Origin of the sequence: Chthoniobacter sp., from assembly GCF_040003245.1 — a bacterium.
Classification (GTDB): Bacteria; Verrucomicrobiota; Verrucomicrobiia; order Chthoniobacterales; family Chthoniobacteraceae; genus Chthoniobacter.
The window spans coordinates 1-18,755 of the sequence record NZ_JBDUCX010000042.1 but is presented as its reverse complement, the minus strand read 5'-3'; the positions used below and the strand labels follow the sequence as shown (position 1 = coordinate 18,755).

The window sequence follows — 18,755 nt, the reverse complement described above, 5'->3', positions numbered from 1 at the left end:
TAGTTTTGAAAAAGGGTCGCTAGAGTAGCGGTGAAGCGGACGCTGTCAAGAGGTTCGCTCGACTACAATTTCTCGTCGCGCCGATTGGCGAGTTCACCAGCGAGGCGGGGACCGACGGTGCGGTGAGCGAGAGGGCGGCCTTCGACGGTGGCGACGGGCATGACGCCGATCCAACTGTTGGTGAGGAATATTTCGTCGGCGTTGACGACATCCTCGCGGCGCAGGCGGCGCTCTTCCACCTTGCGCCGGCCGATGACCCATTCGCGGATCACGCCGGGGCGGCAGCCGCTGGACCGCGGGGGTGTGCAGAGGCGGTCGTCGCGCAGGAGGAAGACATTGGCCATGCAGGCGGAGACGAGCTCGGCGCGGTCATTGAAGAGGAGCGTTTCGTTGAGTCGGCGATGATGGGCCCGGGCAAGGGCTTCGCAGTTGAACCAATAGTTCGCGGTCTTCAAACCGCCGAAGGGCGGGTGGTAGCTCTCGTCGTGCAGGCCGATTTCCCAAGGGTCTTCGGGATCGGGCGGGGTGCGCGGCTCGATGAAGATGAACACACGCGCCTGCCCGGTGGTGACGGCTGGGCCGCCGTCGCCGGCTGTCACATAGAGGCGGGCGAAGCCGCTCGTGCCGTTCTCGCGGAGCAGTGTTTCGCCGGCGGCGAGGGCGGATTCCTCCACGGGAATGTCGCGTTCGGCGCAGGCCTGGACGAGGCGCGAGAGGTGCCGGTCGAAGAATTCCGGCGCGCCGCCGTTCACGCGCAGGCTCTCGAAGATGGACATGCCGTAACGAAACCCGCGATCGGTAAGCGGCAGGCTGTCACACGGCTCGTATTCCGCGCCGTTCCACCGCCAGGCCTTCATTTACGAAATGGTGAGCTCGCGCGTAATGCCGAAGCGCTCGATACGCTTGCGCAAGGTGGCGCGGGTGATGCCGAGGAGTTTCGCGGCGCGCACCTGGTTGCCCTTGGTGGCCTTCATCGCGTAGAGCGTGAACTCGCGCTCGAGCCAGGGCAGAAGCTGCACGTCGGGATCGGTCTGCGCGGCCTTGAGCAGCACCTCGATGGCGCTTTCGGTCGTGGCCTCCGGGGCCATGCCGCCGGTCGCGACGTCGGCCGCCACGGGCACGCCGGGCTGCTCGTTGCCGAGCGGAATATCCTTTGGGGTCAGCAAGTCGGAAGTCGCCAGCACGCAGGAACGTTGGATTGTATTTTCGAGCTCACGCACGTTGCCCGGCCAGTTGTAACCCTCGAGCACGCGCATCGCTTCCTCCGAAAGCTGGAGACGGGGCAGCAGCTTTTTCGTGGCGACCTTTTGCAGAAAGTATTCGGCGAGCAAGCGGATGTCTTCCAAGCGCTGGCGGAGCGGCGGAAGCTGCACGCGCACGACATTGAGCCGGTAGAAAAGATCCTCGCGGAAGGTCTTCTTGGCGACTTCCTGCTCGAGGTTCTTGTTCGTCGCGGCAACGATGCGCACATCCGTCTTCAGGACTTCATTGCCGCCGACGCGGGAGAATTCACCGTCTTGCAACACGCGCAGGATCTTGCTCTGCAAGGGCAACGGCATATCGCCGATTTCATCGAGGAAGAGGGTGCCGCCGCTGCTCTGCTCGAAGCGGCCCACGCGGGTGCCGGTGGCGCCGGTGAAGGAGCCCTTTTCGTGACCGAAGAGCTCGCTCTCGAGCAGTTGCTCCGGAATGGCGGCGCAATTGATGGCGATGAAGCTCTTCGCGCTGCGCCCGCTGTAGTGGTGGATGGCGCGGGCGACCAGTTCCTTGCCGGTGCCGCTTTCCCCCGTAATCATCACCGGGGCATCGCTATGCGCCACGCGTCCGACCATCTTGAAGACCTGCTGCATGGCGACGGATTTGCCGACGATGCTGTCCTGGTGCTCCTCCACGGTGAGCTGCGGCTTGAAGGTCGTGGCCGCCTTCATCTCGGCCTGGGCCTTGAGCGCGGCATCGACGACGACCTTGAGATTGAAGGGCAGCGTCTCCTTGCGGATGAAATCAAACGCGCCCAACTTCATCGACTCGATGACGGACTGCGTGGTGCCAAAGCCACTGGTGAGCACGACCACGGCATTCGGGTCGCGCTGTTTCACTTTGACCAGCAGATCCTGCCCGCTAAAGGGCGAGAGATGAGTTTCCGTGATCAGGAGGTCAGGGGCTTCCCTACAGAAGATCTTGTAGGCATCATCCGCCTTGGTGGCGGTGATGACACGCGTGGTGGGCGTGCCAAGCTGGTGTTGCACCCAGTCGAGGAAGTCGGTCTCAGGGTCAACAATGAGAATGGTTTGGGCTTTTTCCATTAAGGGAATTTAAAGGCCACCGAAGCGGCGTTGGCGTTTATTGAACTCCCTAATGGCGTCGCGCAAGTCCTCCTTGCTAAAATCTGGCCACATTTTCTGCGTCACATAGATCTCGGTGTAGCTTAATTGCCACAACAGAAAGTTCGAAAGCCGCAATTCACCCGAGGTGCGAATGAGCAAATCCGGGTCGGGGAAGTCCTTGGTATAGAGATGGCGGCTGAAGATTTCCTCGGTGAGGGTCTGATAATCGAGGCAGCCGCCGGCAGCCTCCCGGCAGAGGTCGCGCACGGTGTCGATGATCTCGGTGCGTCCACTGTAGTTCAGGGCAAGGACGAGGGTCGTCTTGGGATTCTGCGCGGTGAGTTCGATGGTGCGTTGCAGGGCGTCCTGACAGCTCTGCGGCAGCTCGTGGATGCGGCCGATCGCTTGCAAGCGCACGCCATTCTTCATGAGCGTGGGTGTTTCCTGGGCGATGAAGTGCTCGAGCAGTGTCCAGAGAGCGGCGACCTCGGCCGCAGGGCGTTTCCAGTTTTCCGTAGAAAAGGCGTAGACGGTAAGGAACTCGACCCCAAGTTCGACGCAAGCCTCGGTCACGGCGCGCACGGATTCCGCGCCCTGCTCGTGGCCCTTGATCCGCGGCAAGTCGCGCACCTTGGCCCAACGGCCATTGCCATCCATGATGATCGCGATATGGCGCGGAGCGATCATTGGCGATTGTTTATCTGGCGTCATCGAATGGGAACAATCAATCGACATTCGGCAATCGCCAATCGGCAATTTACAGCACGATGGTCTGGTCGCGGTTCGGCCCCACGCTGGCGATGGTCAGTTTGGCGCCCGTCAGTTCCGCGATCTTTTGCAAATAGGCCCGCGCGTTTTTCGGCAGGTCGGAATACTTCTTCGCCTCGTGGGTGGGCGTCTGCCAGCCCGGCAGCTCGATGTAGACAGGCTTCGCGTCGCGCAACTGGCGGAAATCCGAGGGCGGCACGTCCACGGTCATTTTGCCGATCTTGTAGTGCGTGCAGACCTGGATTGAGGGCAGGGTGTCGAGGCCGTCGAGATTGGTCACGGCGATGTCGTCGATGCCATTGATCATCCCGGCGTAGCGCACGGCCACGGCATCGAACCACCCGCAGCGCCGCGCGCGGCCAGTGGTGGCGCCGAATTCGCGGCCCATGCCGTGGAGCATATCCGAAAACGCGTCGTTCTCCGTGGGGAACGGCCCCTCGCCCACGCGGGTCGTATAGGCCTTCATCACACCGAGCACGCGGTCCATGCGATGCGGCGGCACGCCCGAGCCGGTGCAGGCCCCGCCGGCCGTCGTGTTCGACGACGTCACGTACGGATACGTCCCGTGATCGATATCGAGGAAAGTCCCCTGCGCGCCCTCGAAAAGGATCTCTTTTCCCGCCTTCAACGCCTCGTGGAGAAACACCACGGTATTGCCGACGAAAGGCGCGAGCTTCTTCCCCGCTTCGAGATACGCGGCATTCACCTCGGCGAATTTCAACGGCTTCGCGCCGAAAGCCTTGAGCACGGCGTTGTTCTCCTTGATGCGCTGCGCGAGCTTCTCCGAGAAAAGCGCGGGCTGCATGAGGTCGCCCATGCGCAGGCCCACGCGGGCCGCCTTGTCGCCGTAGGCGGGACCGATGCCACGCTTGGTGGTGCCGATCTTGTTCTTGCCCTTCCTGGCTTCCCGTTGCTCGTCGATCGACCGGTGATACGGCAGCACGAGGTGCGCGCAATCCGAGATGAGGAGGTTGCTTTTGGAAACTTTGATCTTCTTCTCGGCGAGCCCGGCAATTTCCTTGGCCACGGCGATCGGGTCGATGACGACGCCGTTGCCGATCACGCATTTCTTGCCCGGGCGCAAGATCCCGCTGGGGATGAGATGCAGCACATACTTGGTGCCCCCGACGATCACCGTATGGCCGGCATTGTTGCCCCCTTGCGAGCGCACCACGATGTCCGCGGTCTCGGTGAGAAAATCGATAATTTTGCCTTTGCCTTCGTCGCCCCACTGGGCGCCGACCAGAATCGTGTTGGACATGGACTAAACGGGAGAGATTGGAGGTGTAGACGTGAAAAACGCCCCGGGCACCGGACGGTGTCGACGGGACGTTTGCCGACTTTATTGGCGTTCCCCGCGCTGGCGAGAGGAAAATGCCCGCCCTTCTTCCCCGGGCCCGTGTTCATGCACTATCTGCAGGCCTTGAGGAAATGATCGTAGGAGCTGGAGATGCGCAAAAGAGTGCGCAGCAACCCGCTCTTGAGAAAATTCCGTCGGCTTGAGAAGGCTTGATTTACCTTGATTCGGCTTGAGGCGCTCTTTCTGCCGGCCAGTCCGCGTCTGGTGAATGTCGATTCGTCCTGACACGCTCCTGAACAGTGGAAGAAGGATATGGCATGCCTCTTCCTATTTGGCGGCTCAGTCTTCTGCGGAAAAAACTCGCACCTTAAATCGGCTTAAGGGGGCTTAAGGCACCTTAAATCGGCCTTTGTTCTACGCCGGGCTCCTTGATTGAATTCTCGCGGATGGTCCGTGGCAAAGGGGGCGATCCTGCCGTGGCGAGTGTCGTGGGACTGGTTGGTTTTCATGCGCGCGATTATGCCCTCCTTTCCGGAAAAAAGTGCATGGGCCCATTGGCTCCGTGGGCTCCATTGCGGAAAAAGTGATGGAACGGAGCCGGCAGGGCGGGTTCCAAAGGACGGCGGCGGGAATTTACCGCAGAGGACGCCGAGGGAGGATAGAGGGTCCCGGCGGCCTTCGATTTTCAGCAAGGTGAAGAAGTCAGGGAACAGCGACCCGCTCCCGCAGGAGACGCTCCACCGCAAGGAAGAATAAGCATTCGACCGCCCCTTGCGGCCACCATTACTGTAGTCGCACGTAATGAAGCTCCCCTTCCCGCTCCTTTTCGCCGCGCTGCTCGGCTTTGTTTTGGCGGCGTGCGGCCCGTCGAAGGTCAAGGCGCCGGACCCCAATCCCGTGGGCCAATGGCAATGGAGCAACGACGTGCTGGGCTCCTGGCACCTGGAGATCAAAGCCGACGGCACTTTTCAGCGCGAGATGACCAATCCTCTGGACCCGAAACACGTGCGCACCAGCGGCCGTTGGATCCTCCATGTCTCACCTTCGGGTCCGTCTTGGATGGCGGACCGCGGCGCGGAAGACGAATTATCGCGCATCGCCGGCGTGGACCCAGCCAAAAAGACCGTTCAATGGTCAGCCCCCGGCACCATCGTGTTCCTCTATGCCACACCGCGAGGCACGGAACTCGCACCCGGAGCCGTGTGGACCGGGACGACGTCCACCCCATCGAAGGGGCCGCCGGAACTGGGCATCGAGGAAACGCACTCCCTCCGCACCCACACGGATACCACGGGGGAAGTCTTCCTCGATCTCGCGGGAAAAGTGTTTCGGAAATCGGACCAAGCCGACGCCCTGGCGGCCCTGGCCGAGGAGTCCGCCAAGATCGCCGGAGGGACTCCAGAGCGCGCCGATCGCCAAGAAGCGACCCCGCCATCTCCCAAACCCGAGTTCCTGACCGTCGAGCCCTGCACCGGGATCACGCTCGATCTGCCAGGCAACTGGCAGAGCATGGACGTCGACTCCGCCGAAAAGGCGACCACGACCGTGGCGGCCATGGTGGGCAAAACGCGGGCGCCAAAGGCGAAGAGCACGTATCGTTTCATCCCGCCCGAAGACGTGGCGGACATCAATATCATGGTGAGCGTTCAGCCCGTGATATTTACGGCGAAGCAACTGGAAGACAGTTCGCAAATCGATCTCGACCGTTTCGCCGCCGGCTTCGTGAAAGGCGCCTCGAAGGCCCTCGAGGAGAAAGGCTATCATCTCGAGCCCAATGTCACGGCAGATCGCGCGATGCTCGGTCAACGGGCCATCATTTTGTGCGTGGCTCACACGGTCGATCCGGTCGGCAATCGACGGTTGATCCGCACTTTCTGCATTCCTACCGCATCGGCCACGATCGTCGTGGAGTGCTGCTGGGATCCGGAGTCGGGTACGCCGTGGAAAGCAATCATCGAGCGCGCCTGCTCCAGCTTGCGGGTGGCGGAGACCTTCGCGGCGCTGGAATCGCCTAAACCTTAGCCACGCTGACGTAGGTGTGGACGTGAGGCAGGACGCGGAAATTCCACACGAAGCCCGGTCCCTCCAGGCGCCAGTAGCTCCACGGCTCTTTCTCATTCGTCTCGGTGTCGCGGTAGAAGGCGAGATGGATTTTTTCCATGCCGCCATTGGCGCGAACGATATCCATCACCTCGGCCACATCTTCTTCGCGATAGGGTGAAAGCACATCCTTCAAAACGCCCTGGATGAGTCCCTTCTGGTCCGCGCTCAGATCGCGGCCGGCGATGCCCGGCAAGTCGCGACCTGATTGGGTGGGAGAGAAGACAGTGTCATCCCGGGTGGCGGGGCGTCCATCCACCACGGCGTGCTTTTGCTGATCGGCATCGAGCATCTCATAGACGCTCATCACCTTGAGCGTTTGCTCGTTGAAGACATTGCGCTGGCTGTAGCCATTGACGATGTGACCGTAGAAGATCGGGCCGCCAAAGGCGGTGTTCGGCTCGGAATTGCCGTCGCAACGCATGGTGAGATGATGCCCGGTGAACAGAAAGCTGAACTTCCGGTCACCCTCGGGATCGCCGAAGATGTAAGCGCCGCACGAGAGGATGCCATTGTCGGTGTCCCAGCCGCCGTTGCGCGTGATCTTCCGCCAGCCATCATCGCCGGAGGACATGGACATCATGATGCGCTCGATGAGCTCGCGCTGGCCCTTCGTGCAGGTTTCGCCGATGGCCTTGCCGATCGCCGTATTGTAGACGCCGAGCCGCGCGGGGGTCGTGCCCGCACCCACGTAGTTCCAAGGGAAGACGAGTTGCTGCCGCTGATACGGGTTCAGGCTGGCGTAATACTCGCGCACGAGTTCCTCACTCGCCTTGGCTTGATGATTGTCCGGGCGGAGAGGCGCGGCCAGGGCATCGCCGGTGATGAAACGACTGGCGAGCGAACCGACCGCCGCGCCGCCGACCAGGCGGAAGAAACGACGGCGATCCACGGCGGAAGGGAGAGGCGTATTCACGGGGGGAAGCGGCGGGTTCATTTGGCGGTCGTGGAAGCGGCTGGGGCGGCGGCGGACTGCATCACGAGGGCGCGTTCCTGTTCATCGAGCACGCCGTCGTGATTGAGATCGGCCTCATCAAATAATTTTCCAAACAATTCCGGAACCTCGCTTTTCTCGAGGCGCTGGCTCTTGTTCGCATCAAAGTCCGCCCAGTGCCCCAGCAGCATACGCAACTCTACGATTGTCAACTTCGGACTCGCCCCGGGATTACCGAAGCGGGGCGTATCCGCGAGGGGCCGATCAAAGCCGCCACGAGGGCGGGGTTTCGGGGTGGCGTCCTGAGCCACAGCGTTGGTGGAACCAAGGACGGCGGAAACAAGCATGGCCAGCACAGTGGAGAACGACGGGGTATTCATGGCGCAAGATGCAGAGATTGCCTCCGGCACAGTCGATTGAGGCGCAAGACCATACACCAGCCTCCCTCCTACAGGCGAGCGGATTTGCGAGCAGACTTGCGCGCATGCGTCGGATGCGCGACAGCATTTCCCCCGCTTTTTGAAGACCCAGCCGAATCCACTTGACCAAATCGCCACCGCGCCGCCCCTGGCGGCGAAGCTGGCGCGTGTACGGGAGGGCGAGGCCGTGTCGTTCGAGCATGTGGTCGACGCGGCCCAGCCGTTCCTGGCCGCGCTCCTCGTCCAGCAGGCCAAGGCCCGCGTGTGGGTGGTGTGCCCGAATGTCCGCACGCAGGAAACGATGCACAATGAGCTGCTCCAGTGGTTTCCGGATGCGCTGTTCTTCCCGGAGCTGGATCGCTCCTCGGTGGAAGGCGCGCTGGCCGACCCGGAAAGCATCGCCGAGCGGCTGGGCATCGTGCAACGCCTGACCAGTGCGAAAGGCCGCCAGGTGGTGGTGCTCACGCGCGGGAGCATGGACGACGAAGTCCCCACCGCCGCCGCCCTCCAGCAGCTCGAAATCCGCCTGCGCCGCGCGACGAAACTGGATCGCGAGAAGCTGCTCAAGCAACTTGCCGAGGCTGGCTACGAACATGTTCCGCAGGTCTCGGCCCGCGGCCAGTTTGCCGTGCGTGGCGGCATTCTCGATGTCTTCTCCTTTCACCATTCGCTGCCGGTACGCGTCGAGTTGTTCGACGACGAGATCGAGTCCCTGCGCGAGTTCGACCTCGATTCGCAGATCAGCGTGCAGCATCTCGATGCCGTCACGCTGCTGCTCGGCGAGACGGCGGCGGAACGCAGCAGTTGCCAGCTTTCGGAACTCATCGCCGAGAAGGACCTGACGATCGACGCCGAGGCGAGCTGGTTCGCCGCGCAGGTGCGGATCATGGAGCATTCGGAAGGCGTGGTGGCTGCCGATTCTTCCCCTGACTCCCCTGACTCCCCTGACTCCAATGGGAGTGATGTGATCTCCGTGTCGTCCGCCGAAGATTACTCCACGGCCTTCTTCGACCACGGCCTTGGCGAATTCGAGGCCGGTGACTTCGTGGTTGACGAGATCAAGCGCGAGCGTTTCTTCACCCAGCTTCGCGAATGGCGCACCGAGGGCTGGCGCGTGCACGTCTATTGCAACAACGAGGGCGAGATTGAGCGCCTGCACGATCTTCTGCCGCCGGTCGAGGCGGATGCCTTGCAGTTCACCGTGGGCACGCTCAATCGCGGCTTCACCTTCCCCGCGGCGAAGGTCGCCGTGCTCAGCGACGCGGAACTCTTCGGGCGCTACCGCAACACGCGCGCCCGCCGCATGGCCTTGCGCCGCGCCCGCGAACAGGCCAGCCGTTCGCAGATCGATTTCAGCGAGCTGAACGAGGACGATTACGTGGTGCATCTCGAGCACGGCATCGGCCGGTTCGAGGGCATGAAATCCATCCCGCGCGAGGACGGGAAAACCGAGGAAGTGCTCGTCGTGGCCTTCGCGGATGATGCCCGGCTCTACGTGCCACTGGAGCAGAGCTATCTCGTCTCGCGCTATGTCGGCGTCGGCAAAAGGAATCCCGCGCTCTCCGCGCTCGGCGACGGGAAGTGGGCCAAGGCGAAGAAAAACGCGGAGAAGGCCGTTTACGACTACGCCTCGAAGCTGCTCGCCGTCCACGCCGAGCGCGAGACGGCCCGCGGCCACGCCTTCCCGCCGGACAACAAATGGCAGCGCGAGTTCGAGTCCTCCTTCCTCTTCAAGGAAACCGCCGACCAGCTCACCGCCATCGCTGCCTCGAAGGCCGACATGGAATCCGAGCGCCCCATGGACCGGCTCATCTGCGGCGACGTGGGCTTTGGCAAGACGGAGGTGGCGATTCGCGCGGCGTTCAAGGCGGTGATGGGCGGCAAGCAGGTGGCCATCCTCGTGCCCACCACGGTGCTTGCCGAGCAGCACTACCGCAATTTCCGCGAGCGCATGAGTGACTATCCGGTGACGGTCGACTTGCTCAGCCGCTTCCGCACCGCGACCGAACAGCGCAAGACCGTGCTGGGCTTGCAGGAGGGCCGCGTGGACATCGTCATCGGCACGCACCGGCTCATTTCGAAAGACATCTCGTTCAAGAACCTCGGGCTGGTCGTGATCGATGAAGAGCAACGTTTCGGCGTGCTGCACAAGGAACGCTTCAAGGAGATGTTCAAGCTCGTGGACATGCTCACACTCAGCGCCACGCCCATCCCGCGCACCCTCTACCTTTCGCTCATGGGCGCGAAGGACATGAGCACCATCGAGACCGCGCCGCTCAACCGCATTCCGACCGAGACGCTGATCTGTCCGTACGATGAGCGGATCATCCGCGACGCAATCAATCGTGAGCTCGCGCGGCAGGGGCAGGTTTATTTCCTGCACAATCGCGTGCACTCGATCGAGACGATGCGCGACAAGATCGTGAAGCTCTGCCCCAAAGCACGCTGCGTCATCGGCCACGGGCAGATGGACGAACACGAACTGGAGGACGTGATGCACCAGTTCGTCAGCGGCGCGGCGGATGTCTTGATCTCCACGACGATCATCGAGAGCGGCCTCGATATTCCGAACGCGAATACGATCATCATCGACCGCGCGGACCGCTTCGGGCTGGCCGATCTGTATCAGCTTCGTGGCCGGGTGGGTCGCGCCCAGCACAAGGCCTACGCCTATCTGCTCCTGCCGCGCGATATGATGACCCAAGGCGAGGCGCGCCGCCGCATCAACGCGATCAAGCAGTACAGCTCGCTCGGCGCGGGCTTCAAGATCGCCATGCGGGACCTCGAAATCCGCGGCGCAGGCAACATCCTCGGGACCGCGCAGAGCGGGCATATCATCAATATCGGTTTCGACCTGTATTGCGCGTTGCTCAAGCAGGCCGTCTCGAATCTCAAGGGGGAGAAAGTGAAGCCCCGGCTGGAGGTCATCCTGCGCACCGATTTCGTAGCGACGCGCGAGGCGGAGTGGATGAAGAATGCCGAATTACCGGTGGCCACGGCCAAAAAGAAGAGTGCGCCAGTCGCCCGCGATCGCCGGGCGCCACAGCCCGCGGCGTCATTGGTCGTTCGTCATTCGACCATCGCCTCCTCCGCCCCGGCTTTCCTGCCCAGCACCTACATCGGGGAATCGGCGCCGCGCATCCAGGCCTACCGCCGGCTCGCGGAGGTCACCACGCAGGAGCAACTCGACACCCTGCGCAAGACCTGGCGCGACCGCTTCGGTCCCCTGCCCGAGGCGGCGGAGAACCTGCTCGCGATGACCGAGATCAAGCTGGCGGCCAGCGCGCGGAAGATCACCCAGGTGGAAGCCCGCGAAGGGAAGCTCATCCTCACCCGCGGGGGCGACTATGTGCAGATCGGCGGTAAATTTCCGCGGCTCTCCGCGGCGGAGCCGGGCACGCGACTGCGGGAGATGCTGACGATGATTCGTAGTTTGTGAGGGGTGGGAAAACCTCCCTCCTTGCGTGTCATTCTGAGCGGAGTGTAACGGAGTCGAAGAACCCCGTCGCTCTACCAAAGATCATCCCTGGTTATTCGGCGGGATCCTTCGACTGCGTTACACTCCGCTCAGGATGACAAAAAAATTTAGCGCCCCTTGCCGTCGCCCAACGCGCGCTGCGCGGCTTCGTAGGCGGCGTTGATCCGCCGCGTTTCCTCATCCGCCACCCGCCGGATGCGCTCCGAGAGATGCGCCACTTTGTCGGGATGATTCTTGGACATCAATTCGCGGTAGGCCGCGGTCACTTGCCGCAACGAGGCTCCCCGCGAGACTTGCAGGATCTCCCACCAAGCCGGCCCAGCCGGACGCTGCGCCGGTGCGGGAGAGGTGCGCCGGTTGGCCTCTGCTGGGGAAGGTTTGCCCGACTTACCCGCCTCAAATTCCGCGTGCAACTTCTTCGCCGCCTGCGAGGCCACGCCGAAGGCAAAATCCAGCCAGCCCATGCTTCCGCTGGGTTTCTTCTCAGGCGCCATGGTTTAAGACCGCACCCACGATGGATGGGCGGCGGGCGGCGGTGGAATGAAGGACATCAGCCCTATTCAACCCGTGCATGGGCTCGAGTGCAACGCTGGGCGACCGCAAATTGTCCACTTCTTCCCACCGAACCCTACTGGCGAACGTATCTGTTTTGAACCGCGGAGGCGCGGAGGCGCGGAGAAGAGGTTGAGAAATCCGGACCCTTCGCGCCTCCGCGCCTCGGCGGTTCCCCTCAACCTCGCCCACAGCTTGACGCCCTTTCCCCGCCTACTACCCTCCGCTCTATGCATCGCACGACGTTCCAATCCGGCGAATTTATCTTCCGCGAAGGCGACGAATCCCGTGACGCCTATTGGGTGCTTTCCGGGCGGGTCGAGATCAGCATCGATACTCCCCAGGGGCGCAGCGTGCTGACCATCCTGGAGGAAGGTGAAATCTTCGGCGAGATGGGCATGATCGACGATCTGCCGCGCGCGGCCAGCGCCCGCGCACTCACCGAGACCGAGGTGGACGTGGTCAACGAACGCGATTTCCAGTACGAAGTGTTGCGCGACGAAGCCCGCCTGCTGCCCTACCTTGACGCGCTCTTCGAGCGGCTGCGGAGCACGAATGCCATGTTGCGCGCCGAAATGGCCAAACGCCGCTCCAGCGATCTCGTCGCACCTCGCGCCGGCCACGTCCCCGCGGGCGAAACCGCGGCAACGGCGCCCGAGGCCGAACCGGGCGGGATTACGATCACGAGCACGGAACGCTCCGCCACGTTGCATCCCGGTGGATTGCGTGCCCAGGTTCGCAAGTTCCCTTTCCGCATCGGCCGCGAAATGGACCACGAAGGCCTCTCCGGATTCGGACGGGTCGACCTCGCGCTACCGGACCATCGGCCTTACAGCGTTTCGCGCGGGCACTGCCTCATCGAACGCAACGCGGACGGCTATGTGGTGCGCGATTGTGGGAGCCGCCTCGGCACCATCGTCAATGGCACGCCGCTCGGCGCCGAGGCCACGGAGACCATGGCTCCCCTCGTGGCCGGGGAAAACCGCGTCATTCTCGGGACGGAGCAGGGGCACCACGAATATCTCGTGACTGTCGCCTGATTGCGCCGCCGGCCCGACGTCGAATCGTCAAACAATCCGCATCACTCTTTGACGATTCGCTTGCGAGCGATGCCGCGAACCGCTTTTGTGAAGGGCCATGAGCGACGCATTCAAGACCAAGCAGCAATTCGATCTGGGTTCAGGGAAACAGGGCAGCCTCTTTTCACTGCCCGCTCTCGAAAAACAAGGCGTGGGGCCGATCTCGAGGCTCCCCATCTCCATCCGCATCGTCCTCGAGTCGGTGCTTCGCAACTGCGACGGAAAGAAAGTTTCCGAGCACGATGTGAAAACACTGGCCAACTGGAACGCGAAGAAGCCCGCGCAGGTGGAGATTCCCTTCGTGGTGGCGCGGGTGGTATTGCAGGACTTTACCGGCGTGCCGTTGCTGGTGGATCTCGCGGCCATGCGCTCGACCGTCTCGCGGCTCGGGCGGGATCCGAAGATGATCGAGCCCCTTGTGCCCGTGGACCTGGTGGTCGATCACTCCGTGCAGGTGGATTTCTTTGGCTCGGCGCAAGCCTTGCAGCTCAATCTCGATCTGGAATTCAAGCGTAACCGCGAGCGTTACCAGCTTCTCAAGTGGGGCCAGCAGGCATTCAAGACTTTCGGCGTGGTGCCGCCGGGCATCGGCATCGTGCACCAAGTGAATCTCGAATATCTGGCCAAGGGCATGCTGGAAAAAGACGGCGTCTACTATCCCGATACCCTGGTGGGCACGGACTCGCACACCACGATGATCAATGGTCTCGGCGTGGTCGGCTGGGGCGTGGGCGGCATTGAGGCCGAGGCCGGCATGCTCGGCCAGCCCGTGTATTTCCTCACGCCGGAAGTCGTGGGTGTGTACCTCACTGGCGCGGTCAAGGAAGGCGTCACCGCCACCGATCTCGTGCTGCACGTCACGCAAATGCTGCGCAAGGCGAAGGTGGTCGGAAAGTTCGTGGAATTCTACGGGCCGGGCGCGAAGTCGCTGCCGGTGGTGGATCGCGCGACCATCGCGAATATGGCGCCGGAATATGGCGCGACGATGGGCTTCTTCGGCGTGGACGAAGAGACGACACGCTACCTCACTGGCACGGGCCGCAGCGCGGAGCACGTGACGGCTTTCGAGAACTACTACAAGGCGCAGGGCCTGTGGGGCATTCCGGAAAAAGGTCAGATCGAATACTCGGTCGACCTCGAGCTGGATATCTCCACGGTCGTTCCCGGCGTCGCGGGTCCGAAGCGTCCGCAGGATCGCATCGTCCTGCCGGAACTCGGCAGCACTTTCCGTGGGCTCTTCACCAAGGCCATCGCCGATGGCGGCTACGGCAAGAAGGAAGACGATCTCACCCTGAAGGTGCCGGTGCACATCAATGGCCAGAAGGGGAACGGCAGCCACGATATGCTGTCCACAGACGCTACCTCGGCCTCGGGTCACCTCAAGGAGGGGACGCCCGCGAACGTCCTGGAAATGACTTCCAACCGGCCGACGCCGGACGCAGCCAGCGATCTGCATCATTCGCCCTACAAGGATTCCGATACCGCGATCGGCAACGGCAGCGTGCTCATCGCCGCGATCACCTCGTGCACGAACACGTCCAACCCAAGCGTGATGCTCGGCGCGGGCCTGCTCGCCAAGAAGGCCGTGGAGAAAGGCCTGAAGGTGAATCCCGCGGTGAAGACTTCGCTCGGGCCAGGGTCGCGCGTCGTGACCGATTACCTCGAGAAAACCGGCCTGGCGACTTATCTCGACGCGCTCGGTTTCCAGACGGTCGGCTATGGCTGCACGACGTGCATCGGCAACTCCGGCCCGCTCCATCCGGCGCTCGAGGAGGCGATCGCCAAGAACGATCTCGTCGCCGCCAGCGTGCTCTCGGGCAACCGCAATTTCGAGGCGCGCGTGCACCAGAACATCAAGGCGAACTTCCTCATGTCGCCGCCGCTCGTCGTCGCCTTCGCGCTCGCAGGCACGGTGGATATCGATCTCAGCAAAGACCCGCTCGGCAAGGGCAAGGACGGCCAGCCCGTTTACCTCAAGGACATCTGGCCCACCCTCGGGGAAATCCACGAGGCCATGTCGAGCGCGCTCAAGCCCGAGGTCTTCCGCCGCCTCTACACCGACTTCGCGACGCTCAATCCGAAGTGGAATGAAATCCCCTCCTCCGTCGGCGAGGTCTATGCGTGGGACGACAAGTCGACCTACATCCAGGAGCCGCCCTTCTTCGAGGACTTCGGCATGGAGCCCGGCCACATCAGCGAGATCAAGGGCGCGCGCCCGCTGGGCATCTTCGGCGACTCGGTCACGACCGATCACATCAGCCCGGCCGGCGCGATCAAGAAATCCAGCCCCGCGGGCAAGTTCCTGCTCGAGAATGGTGTCGGCCAGGATGACTTCAACAGCTACGGCTCGCGCCGTGGCAATGACCGCATCATGACCCGCGGCACTTTCGCCAACGTGCGCATCAAGAACCTCATGGTGCCCGGCGTGGAAGGTGGCGTGACCAAGCATCAGCCGGATGGCGAACAGATGTCCATCTACGACGCCTCGATGAAATACCAGGCAGCCGGCACGCCGTTGATCATCTTCGCCGGCCAGGAATACGGCACCGGCTCGTCGCGCGACTGGGCGGCGAAAGGCACGCGCCTGCTCGGCGTGAAAGTCGTCGTCGCACAAAGCTTCGAGCGCATCCACCGCAGCAACCTCTGCGGCATGGGCCTCGTCCCGCTGCAATTCCCGGAAGGCGTCAATGCCGCCTCGCTCAAGCTCGACGGCACCGAGACTTTCGACGTGCTCGGCCTGAGCGACGACGTCGCCCCGATGAGCGATGTGACGCTGGTCATTCATCGCGCCAACGGCACGACCGAAAAGCTCACCGTCAAGAGCCGCATCGATACTGCGATCGAGGTCGAGTACGTCCGCCACGGCGGCATCCTGCCCTTCGTGCTGCGGCAATTGCTCGGCGCGTAACGAGAATTCGCACGAACCGCTTGCCTTGATTTAACGAAGGCCTGTACAATGAGGGCGAGATGCTCTCGTTCTTTCGGCCGCGTCTGCTGCAGACGCTGCGCGGCTATACTCGCGTCGACTTTTTTGCGGACGTCATTGCCGGCGTCACGGTGGGCATCATTGCGCTCGCGCTGTCCATGGCGCTGGGCATCGCCAGCGACCGCACTCCGGCCGTGGGCATCATCACGGCGATCGTCGCGGGCTTTCTCAATGCCGTCTTCAGCGGCTCAAAAGTCCAGATCGGCGGCCCGACGGCGGCGTTCATCCCCGTGGTCGTCGGCGTGGCGCAAAACTACGGCGCAGATGGGCTCCTCATCTGCACCCTGCTGGCCGGCGTGATCCTGATTCTGATGGGCATCTCGCGCCTCGGCGTGATGATCAAGTACATCCCCATGCCGGTGGTCGCCGGCTTCACCGCGGGCATCGCGATCTACATTTTCAGCACGCAAGTGCGCGATTTCCTGGGCCTGCAAATCACGGAAAAGATTCCCGCCGAGTTCATCGGCAAGGTGCACGTCCTCGCGCAGCATCTCAATACCATCCACTGGCCCAGCGCGGGCATCGCGCTGACTTCGTTCCTCCTGATCAAGCTCTGGCCGCATCAGTGGGCGCGTCACGTACCCGGGACCATCGTCGCCATCGTCCTCGGAACCGCCCTCGTCACCGTGCTGCACCTGCCCGTGGAAACCATCGGCTCCCGGTTCGGCGTCGACGCCATTCCCCGCAGCCTGCCCATGCCGCATTGGCCGCAATTCGATTGGTCGCAGCTCGACGGACTCGTCCGCCCGGCGATCACCATCGCGCTGCTGGCGTCCATCGAGTCCCTGCTTTGTGCGGTCGTGGCCGACGGCATGACGGAAGACAAGCACGACTCGAACACCGAGCTTTGCGCGCAGGGCGCGGCCAATATCGGCAGCGCGCTCTTCGGTGGACTGCCGGCCACCGGCGCTCTCGCCCGCACCGCGGCCAACATCCGCAGCGGCGCGCGCACCCCCGTCGCAGGCATCGTGCATTCGCTGACGATTCTCGGCATCGTGCTCGTCGCCGCGCCCCTCGCCCGCTTTATTCCGCTGTCGGTCCTGAGTGCGGTGCTCGTGGTCGTCGCGCTCAACATGGGGGAATGGCGCCATTTCGCGCGGTTGCGTCATTGGCCGACGAGCGATGTCGTGGTCTTCCTGCTGACGTTTATCCTGACCATACTCACGGACATCACGATCGCGGTGGAAGTAGGGATGGTTCTCGCCTCCGTGCTGTTCATCCGCCGCATCTCGGAGACCACGCGTTTGACCAGCATCGACGAGCGCGATCTGGATTACGATCCCGAGCATTCCTTGCGCGGCAAAACGATTCCCGAGGGTGTCGCGGCATTCCAGTTGCAGGGCGCATTTATGTTCGGCGCGGCCGATCGGCTCGAGTCCATTCTCCGCCGCCCCGAGGAACGCCCGCGCGTGATCGTCCTCGGCATGAAGCGCCTGCTCGCTCTGGATGCCACTGGATTGCACGCCCTGGAGGATTTTCATCACGACATCGCGCGCCACGGCGGCCGGCTCATTATCGCCGCCGTGCATACCCAGCCCTTCATGGCGCTGAGCAAGGGCGGCTTTGTCAAGCAGCTTGGTGAAGAGAACTTCTGCGCCGACATGGATACGGCACTGGCGCGCGCGGCAACACTCGCCGCGTAGGGAGCGAGGTTTTTACTTCGCGAATCCCTGCTGCTTCAGCCAGAAGGCGCAGTCCTTCGTCCACGGGTGCATCTTCGCGGGGTCGAGGTTTTTGTCGCCGAGGCCGATGCCGTGCTTGCCTTTTTGATAGAGGTGCAGGTCGAAGGGCACGCCCTTTTCGCGCAGCGCCGCGGCGAAGGCGAAGGCGTTGTCGACGATGACCTTTTCGTCCTCGACGGTCTGCCAGATGAACGTGGTCGGCGTGTCCTTGCGGACATTGAGCCGCGGCGACAGCAGCTTCGTCAGTTCCGGCGTGCCGCTCGATCCGAGGAAGCGTTCCTGGCGTTCCGCATCGGGGATGTCGAAAAGGATGAAACCGTAGCACAGCACCGCGAGATCGGGCCGCGAGCTAACGCGCTCGATCGGGTCCACGTCGTCCGCTTTGCCCGCGTCGAACTGCGTGATCAGCGTGGCCGTGAGATGGCCGCCGGCGCTCGATCCGATCATGCCGATGCGTTTGGGATCGATCCCCCAATCCGCCGCATGCGAGCGCACCAACCGCATGGCGCGGGTCGCATCGAGCAACGCCGTCGGCACGTGATAGCCATCCGTCGTGAGTCGGTATTTCAAGACAAACGCGGCGATCCCCTGCGACACCAGCCACTTGGCGAAGGGTTCGCCCTCGTGCGCCGCCAGGTTGCGATAGCCACCGCCAGGACAGACGATGAACGCCGCGCCGCTCGCCTGATCGGCGGCGGGCCAGTACGGGGTGAGCGTCGGGGTATCCTTCGCCGCGTCGCCGAGCGCGTCGGGCGCTTGGCCCGTCCAGAGGCGCAGCGGCTCCGTGGGGCGATCGGCCGCGCAGACAGAACCAACGATGAAAAGGCAAAGCAGCGAGAGAACGCGGGGGAAAATCATCCGCCGATGCTTCCGCTTTTCCCCCGGCAGCGCAATGCCCGAAACATCCGAACACTTACGCAAGAACGTCTAATTTTCCGGCCCTTGCAGCATTGACAGAACGTCCGCACCACGCGCACCGTCAGACCCTCTCACCATGAACGATCCCCTCATTACCAGACCGACCCGTCGTCAATTCATCAAGACCGCCGCCGCCGCTTCCGCACTCGCCGGCGTGAAAATTCCCGCGGTCTTCGCGGAGGACAGGCAAGCCCGAGCACCACGACGGGGTGCGG

14 protein-coding genes are annotated in these 18,755 nt (G+C 62.9%); 6 read left to right on the top strand and 8 right to left on the bottom strand.

Annotated elements, in window-relative coordinates; genetic code table 11:
- Window positions 1-62: 62 nt before the first annotated feature.
- The 4 genes from ABJF10_RS07895 to ABJF10_RS07880 all read right to left on the bottom strand — a co-directional run bounded on the left by ABJF10_RS07895 (window position 63) and on the right by ABJF10_RS07880 (window position 4,353).
- The gene (locus tag ABJF10_RS07895) at window positions 63-857 is read right to left on the bottom strand and encodes an aminotransferase class IV (RefSeq protein WP_348543995.1); all 795 of its coding nucleotides are present in this window, start codon (window positions 855-857) and stop codon (window positions 63-65) included.
- Complete coding sequence (locus ABJF10_RS07890) at window positions 858-2,303, bottom strand: sigma-54 dependent transcriptional regulator (protein ID WP_348543994.1); 1,446 nt, start codon at window positions 2,301-2,303, stop codon at window positions 858-860.
- 9 nt (window positions 2,304-2,312) lie between these two features.
- Entirely contained in the window at window positions 2,313-3,011 is a 699-nt protein-coding gene (locus tag ABJF10_RS07885) for an isoprenyl transferase (protein ID WP_348543993.1), read from the bottom strand.
- Between the two features lie 70 nt (window positions 3,012-3,081).
- Window positions 3,082-4,353, bottom strand: a complete 1,272-nt coding sequence (locus tag ABJF10_RS07880) for an adenylosuccinate synthase (protein ID WP_348543992.1) — start codon at window positions 4,351-4,353, stop codon at window positions 3,082-3,084.
- 840 nt (window positions 4,354-5,193) lie between these two features.
- Between ABJF10_RS07880 and ABJF10_RS07875 the strand changes: the two genes are divergently transcribed.
- Window positions 5,194-6,414 (top strand): hypothetical protein, encoded by a 1,221-nt coding sequence (locus tag ABJF10_RS07875; RefSeq protein WP_348543991.1) that lies wholly within the window; start codon window positions 5,194-5,196, stop codon window positions 6,412-6,414.
- Here ABJF10_RS07875 and ABJF10_RS07870 read toward each other — a convergent pair.
- Entirely contained in the window at window positions 6,404-7,408 is a 1,005-nt protein-coding gene (locus tag ABJF10_RS07870) for a DUF3500 domain-containing protein (protein ID WP_348543990.1), read from the bottom strand. The genes ABJF10_RS07875 and ABJF10_RS07870 overlap by 11 nt on opposite strands.
- Window positions 7,409-7,425: 17 nt before the next feature.
- Window positions 7,426-7,806 (bottom strand): EF-hand domain-containing protein, encoded by a 381-nt coding sequence (locus tag ABJF10_RS07865; RefSeq protein WP_348543989.1) that lies wholly within the window; start codon window positions 7,804-7,806, stop codon window positions 7,426-7,428.
- Window positions 7,807-7,945: 139 nt separating this feature from the next.
- Between ABJF10_RS07865 and mfd the strand changes: the two genes are divergently transcribed.
- Complete coding sequence (gene mfd, locus ABJF10_RS07860) at window positions 7,946-11,284, top strand: transcription-repair coupling factor (protein ID WP_348543988.1); 3,339 nt, start codon at window positions 7,946-7,948, stop codon at window positions 11,282-11,284.
- Window positions 11,285-11,430: 146 nt separating this feature from the next.
- On the opposite strand, the gene ABJF10_RS07855 is transcribed toward mfd, so the two are convergent.
- Window positions 11,431-11,817 carry a J domain-containing protein gene (locus tag ABJF10_RS07855; RefSeq protein ID WP_348543987.1) on the bottom strand — a complete coding sequence of 129 codons (387 nt, stop codon included), beginning with the start codon at window positions 11,815-11,817 and terminating at the stop codon, window positions 11,431-11,433.
- A gap of 288 nt (window positions 11,818-12,105) precedes the next feature.
- Between ABJF10_RS07855 and ABJF10_RS07850 the strand changes: the two genes are divergently transcribed.
- The 3 genes from ABJF10_RS07850 to ABJF10_RS07840 all read left to right on the top strand — a co-directional run bounded on the left by ABJF10_RS07850 (window position 12,106) and on the right by ABJF10_RS07840 (window position 17,583).
- Window positions 12,106-12,915 (top strand): cyclic nucleotide-binding domain-containing protein, encoded by an 810-nt coding sequence (locus tag ABJF10_RS07850; RefSeq protein ID WP_348543986.1) that lies wholly within the window; start codon window positions 12,106-12,108, stop codon window positions 12,913-12,915.
- 97 nt (window positions 12,916-13,012) lie between these two features.
- On the top strand, window positions 13,013-15,862 hold the full coding sequence (locus tag ABJF10_RS07845; RefSeq protein WP_348543985.1) for an aconitate hydratase: 2,850 nt from the start codon (window positions 13,013-13,015) through the stop codon (window positions 15,860-15,862).
- Window positions 15,863-15,921: 59 nt separating this feature from the next.
- Window positions 15,922-17,583 (top strand): SulP family inorganic anion transporter, encoded by a 1,662-nt coding sequence (locus ABJF10_RS07840; protein ID WP_348543984.1) that lies wholly within the window; start codon window positions 15,922-15,924, stop codon window positions 17,581-17,583.
- Window positions 17,584-17,595: 12 nt separating this feature from the next.
- Here ABJF10_RS07840 and ABJF10_RS07835 read toward each other — a convergent pair whose 3' ends face one another.
- Window positions 17,596-18,480 (bottom strand): alpha/beta hydrolase, encoded by an 885-nt coding sequence (locus ABJF10_RS07835; RefSeq protein ID WP_348543983.1) that lies wholly within the window; start codon window positions 18,478-18,480, stop codon window positions 17,596-17,598.
- Between the two features lie 136 nt (window positions 18,481-18,616).
- Between ABJF10_RS07835 and ABJF10_RS07830 the strand changes: the two genes are divergently transcribed.
- The coding region (locus tag ABJF10_RS07830) for a twin-arginine translocation signal domain-containing protein (protein ID WP_348544011.1) at window positions 18,617-18,755 on the top strand (139 nt) is incomplete at its 3' end.

Bases quoted from the DNA above. Each gene is read 5' to 3' on its own strand.
- ABJF10_RS07880 (WP_348543992.1), bottom strand. From the start codon at position 4,353: ATGTCCAACACGATTCTGGTCGGCGCCCAGTGGGGCGACGAAGGCAAA.
- ABJF10_RS07885 (WP_348543993.1), bottom strand. From the start codon at position 3,011: ATGATCGCTCCGCGCCATATCGCGATCATCATGGATGGCAATGGCCGT.
- ABJF10_RS07835 (WP_348543983.1), bottom strand. From the start codon at position 18,480: ATGATTTTCCCCCGCGTTCTCTCGCTGCTTTGCCTTTTCATCGTTGGT.
- ABJF10_RS07865 (WP_348543989.1), bottom strand. From the start codon at position 7,806: ATGAATACCCCGTCGTTCTCCACTGTGCTGGCCATGCTTGTTTCCGCC.
- ABJF10_RS07890 (WP_348543994.1), bottom strand. From the start codon at position 2,303: ATGGAAAAAGCCCAAACCATTCTCATTGTTGACCCTGAGACCGACTTC.
- ABJF10_RS07840 (WP_348543984.1), top strand. From the start codon at position 15,922: ATGCTCTCGTTCTTTCGGCCGCGTCTGCTGCAGACGCTGCGCGGCTAT.
- ABJF10_RS07875 (WP_348543991.1), top strand. From the start codon at position 5,194: ATGAAGCTCCCCTTCCCGCTCCTTTTCGCCGCGCTGCTCGGCTTTGTT.
- ABJF10_RS07855 (WP_348543987.1), bottom strand. From the start codon at position 11,817: ATGGCGCCTGAGAAGAAACCCAGCGGAAGCATGGGCTGGCTGGATTTT.
- ABJF10_RS07850 (WP_348543986.1), top strand. From the start codon at position 12,106: ATGCATCGCACGACGTTCCAATCCGGCGAATTTATCTTCCGCGAAGGC.
- ABJF10_RS07845 (WP_348543985.1), top strand. From the start codon at position 13,013: ATGAGCGACGCATTCAAGACCAAGCAGCAATTCGATCTGGGTTCAGGG.
- ABJF10_RS07895 (WP_348543995.1), bottom strand. From the start codon at position 857: ATGAAGGCCTGGCGGTGGAACGGCGCGGAATACGAGCCGTGTGACAGC.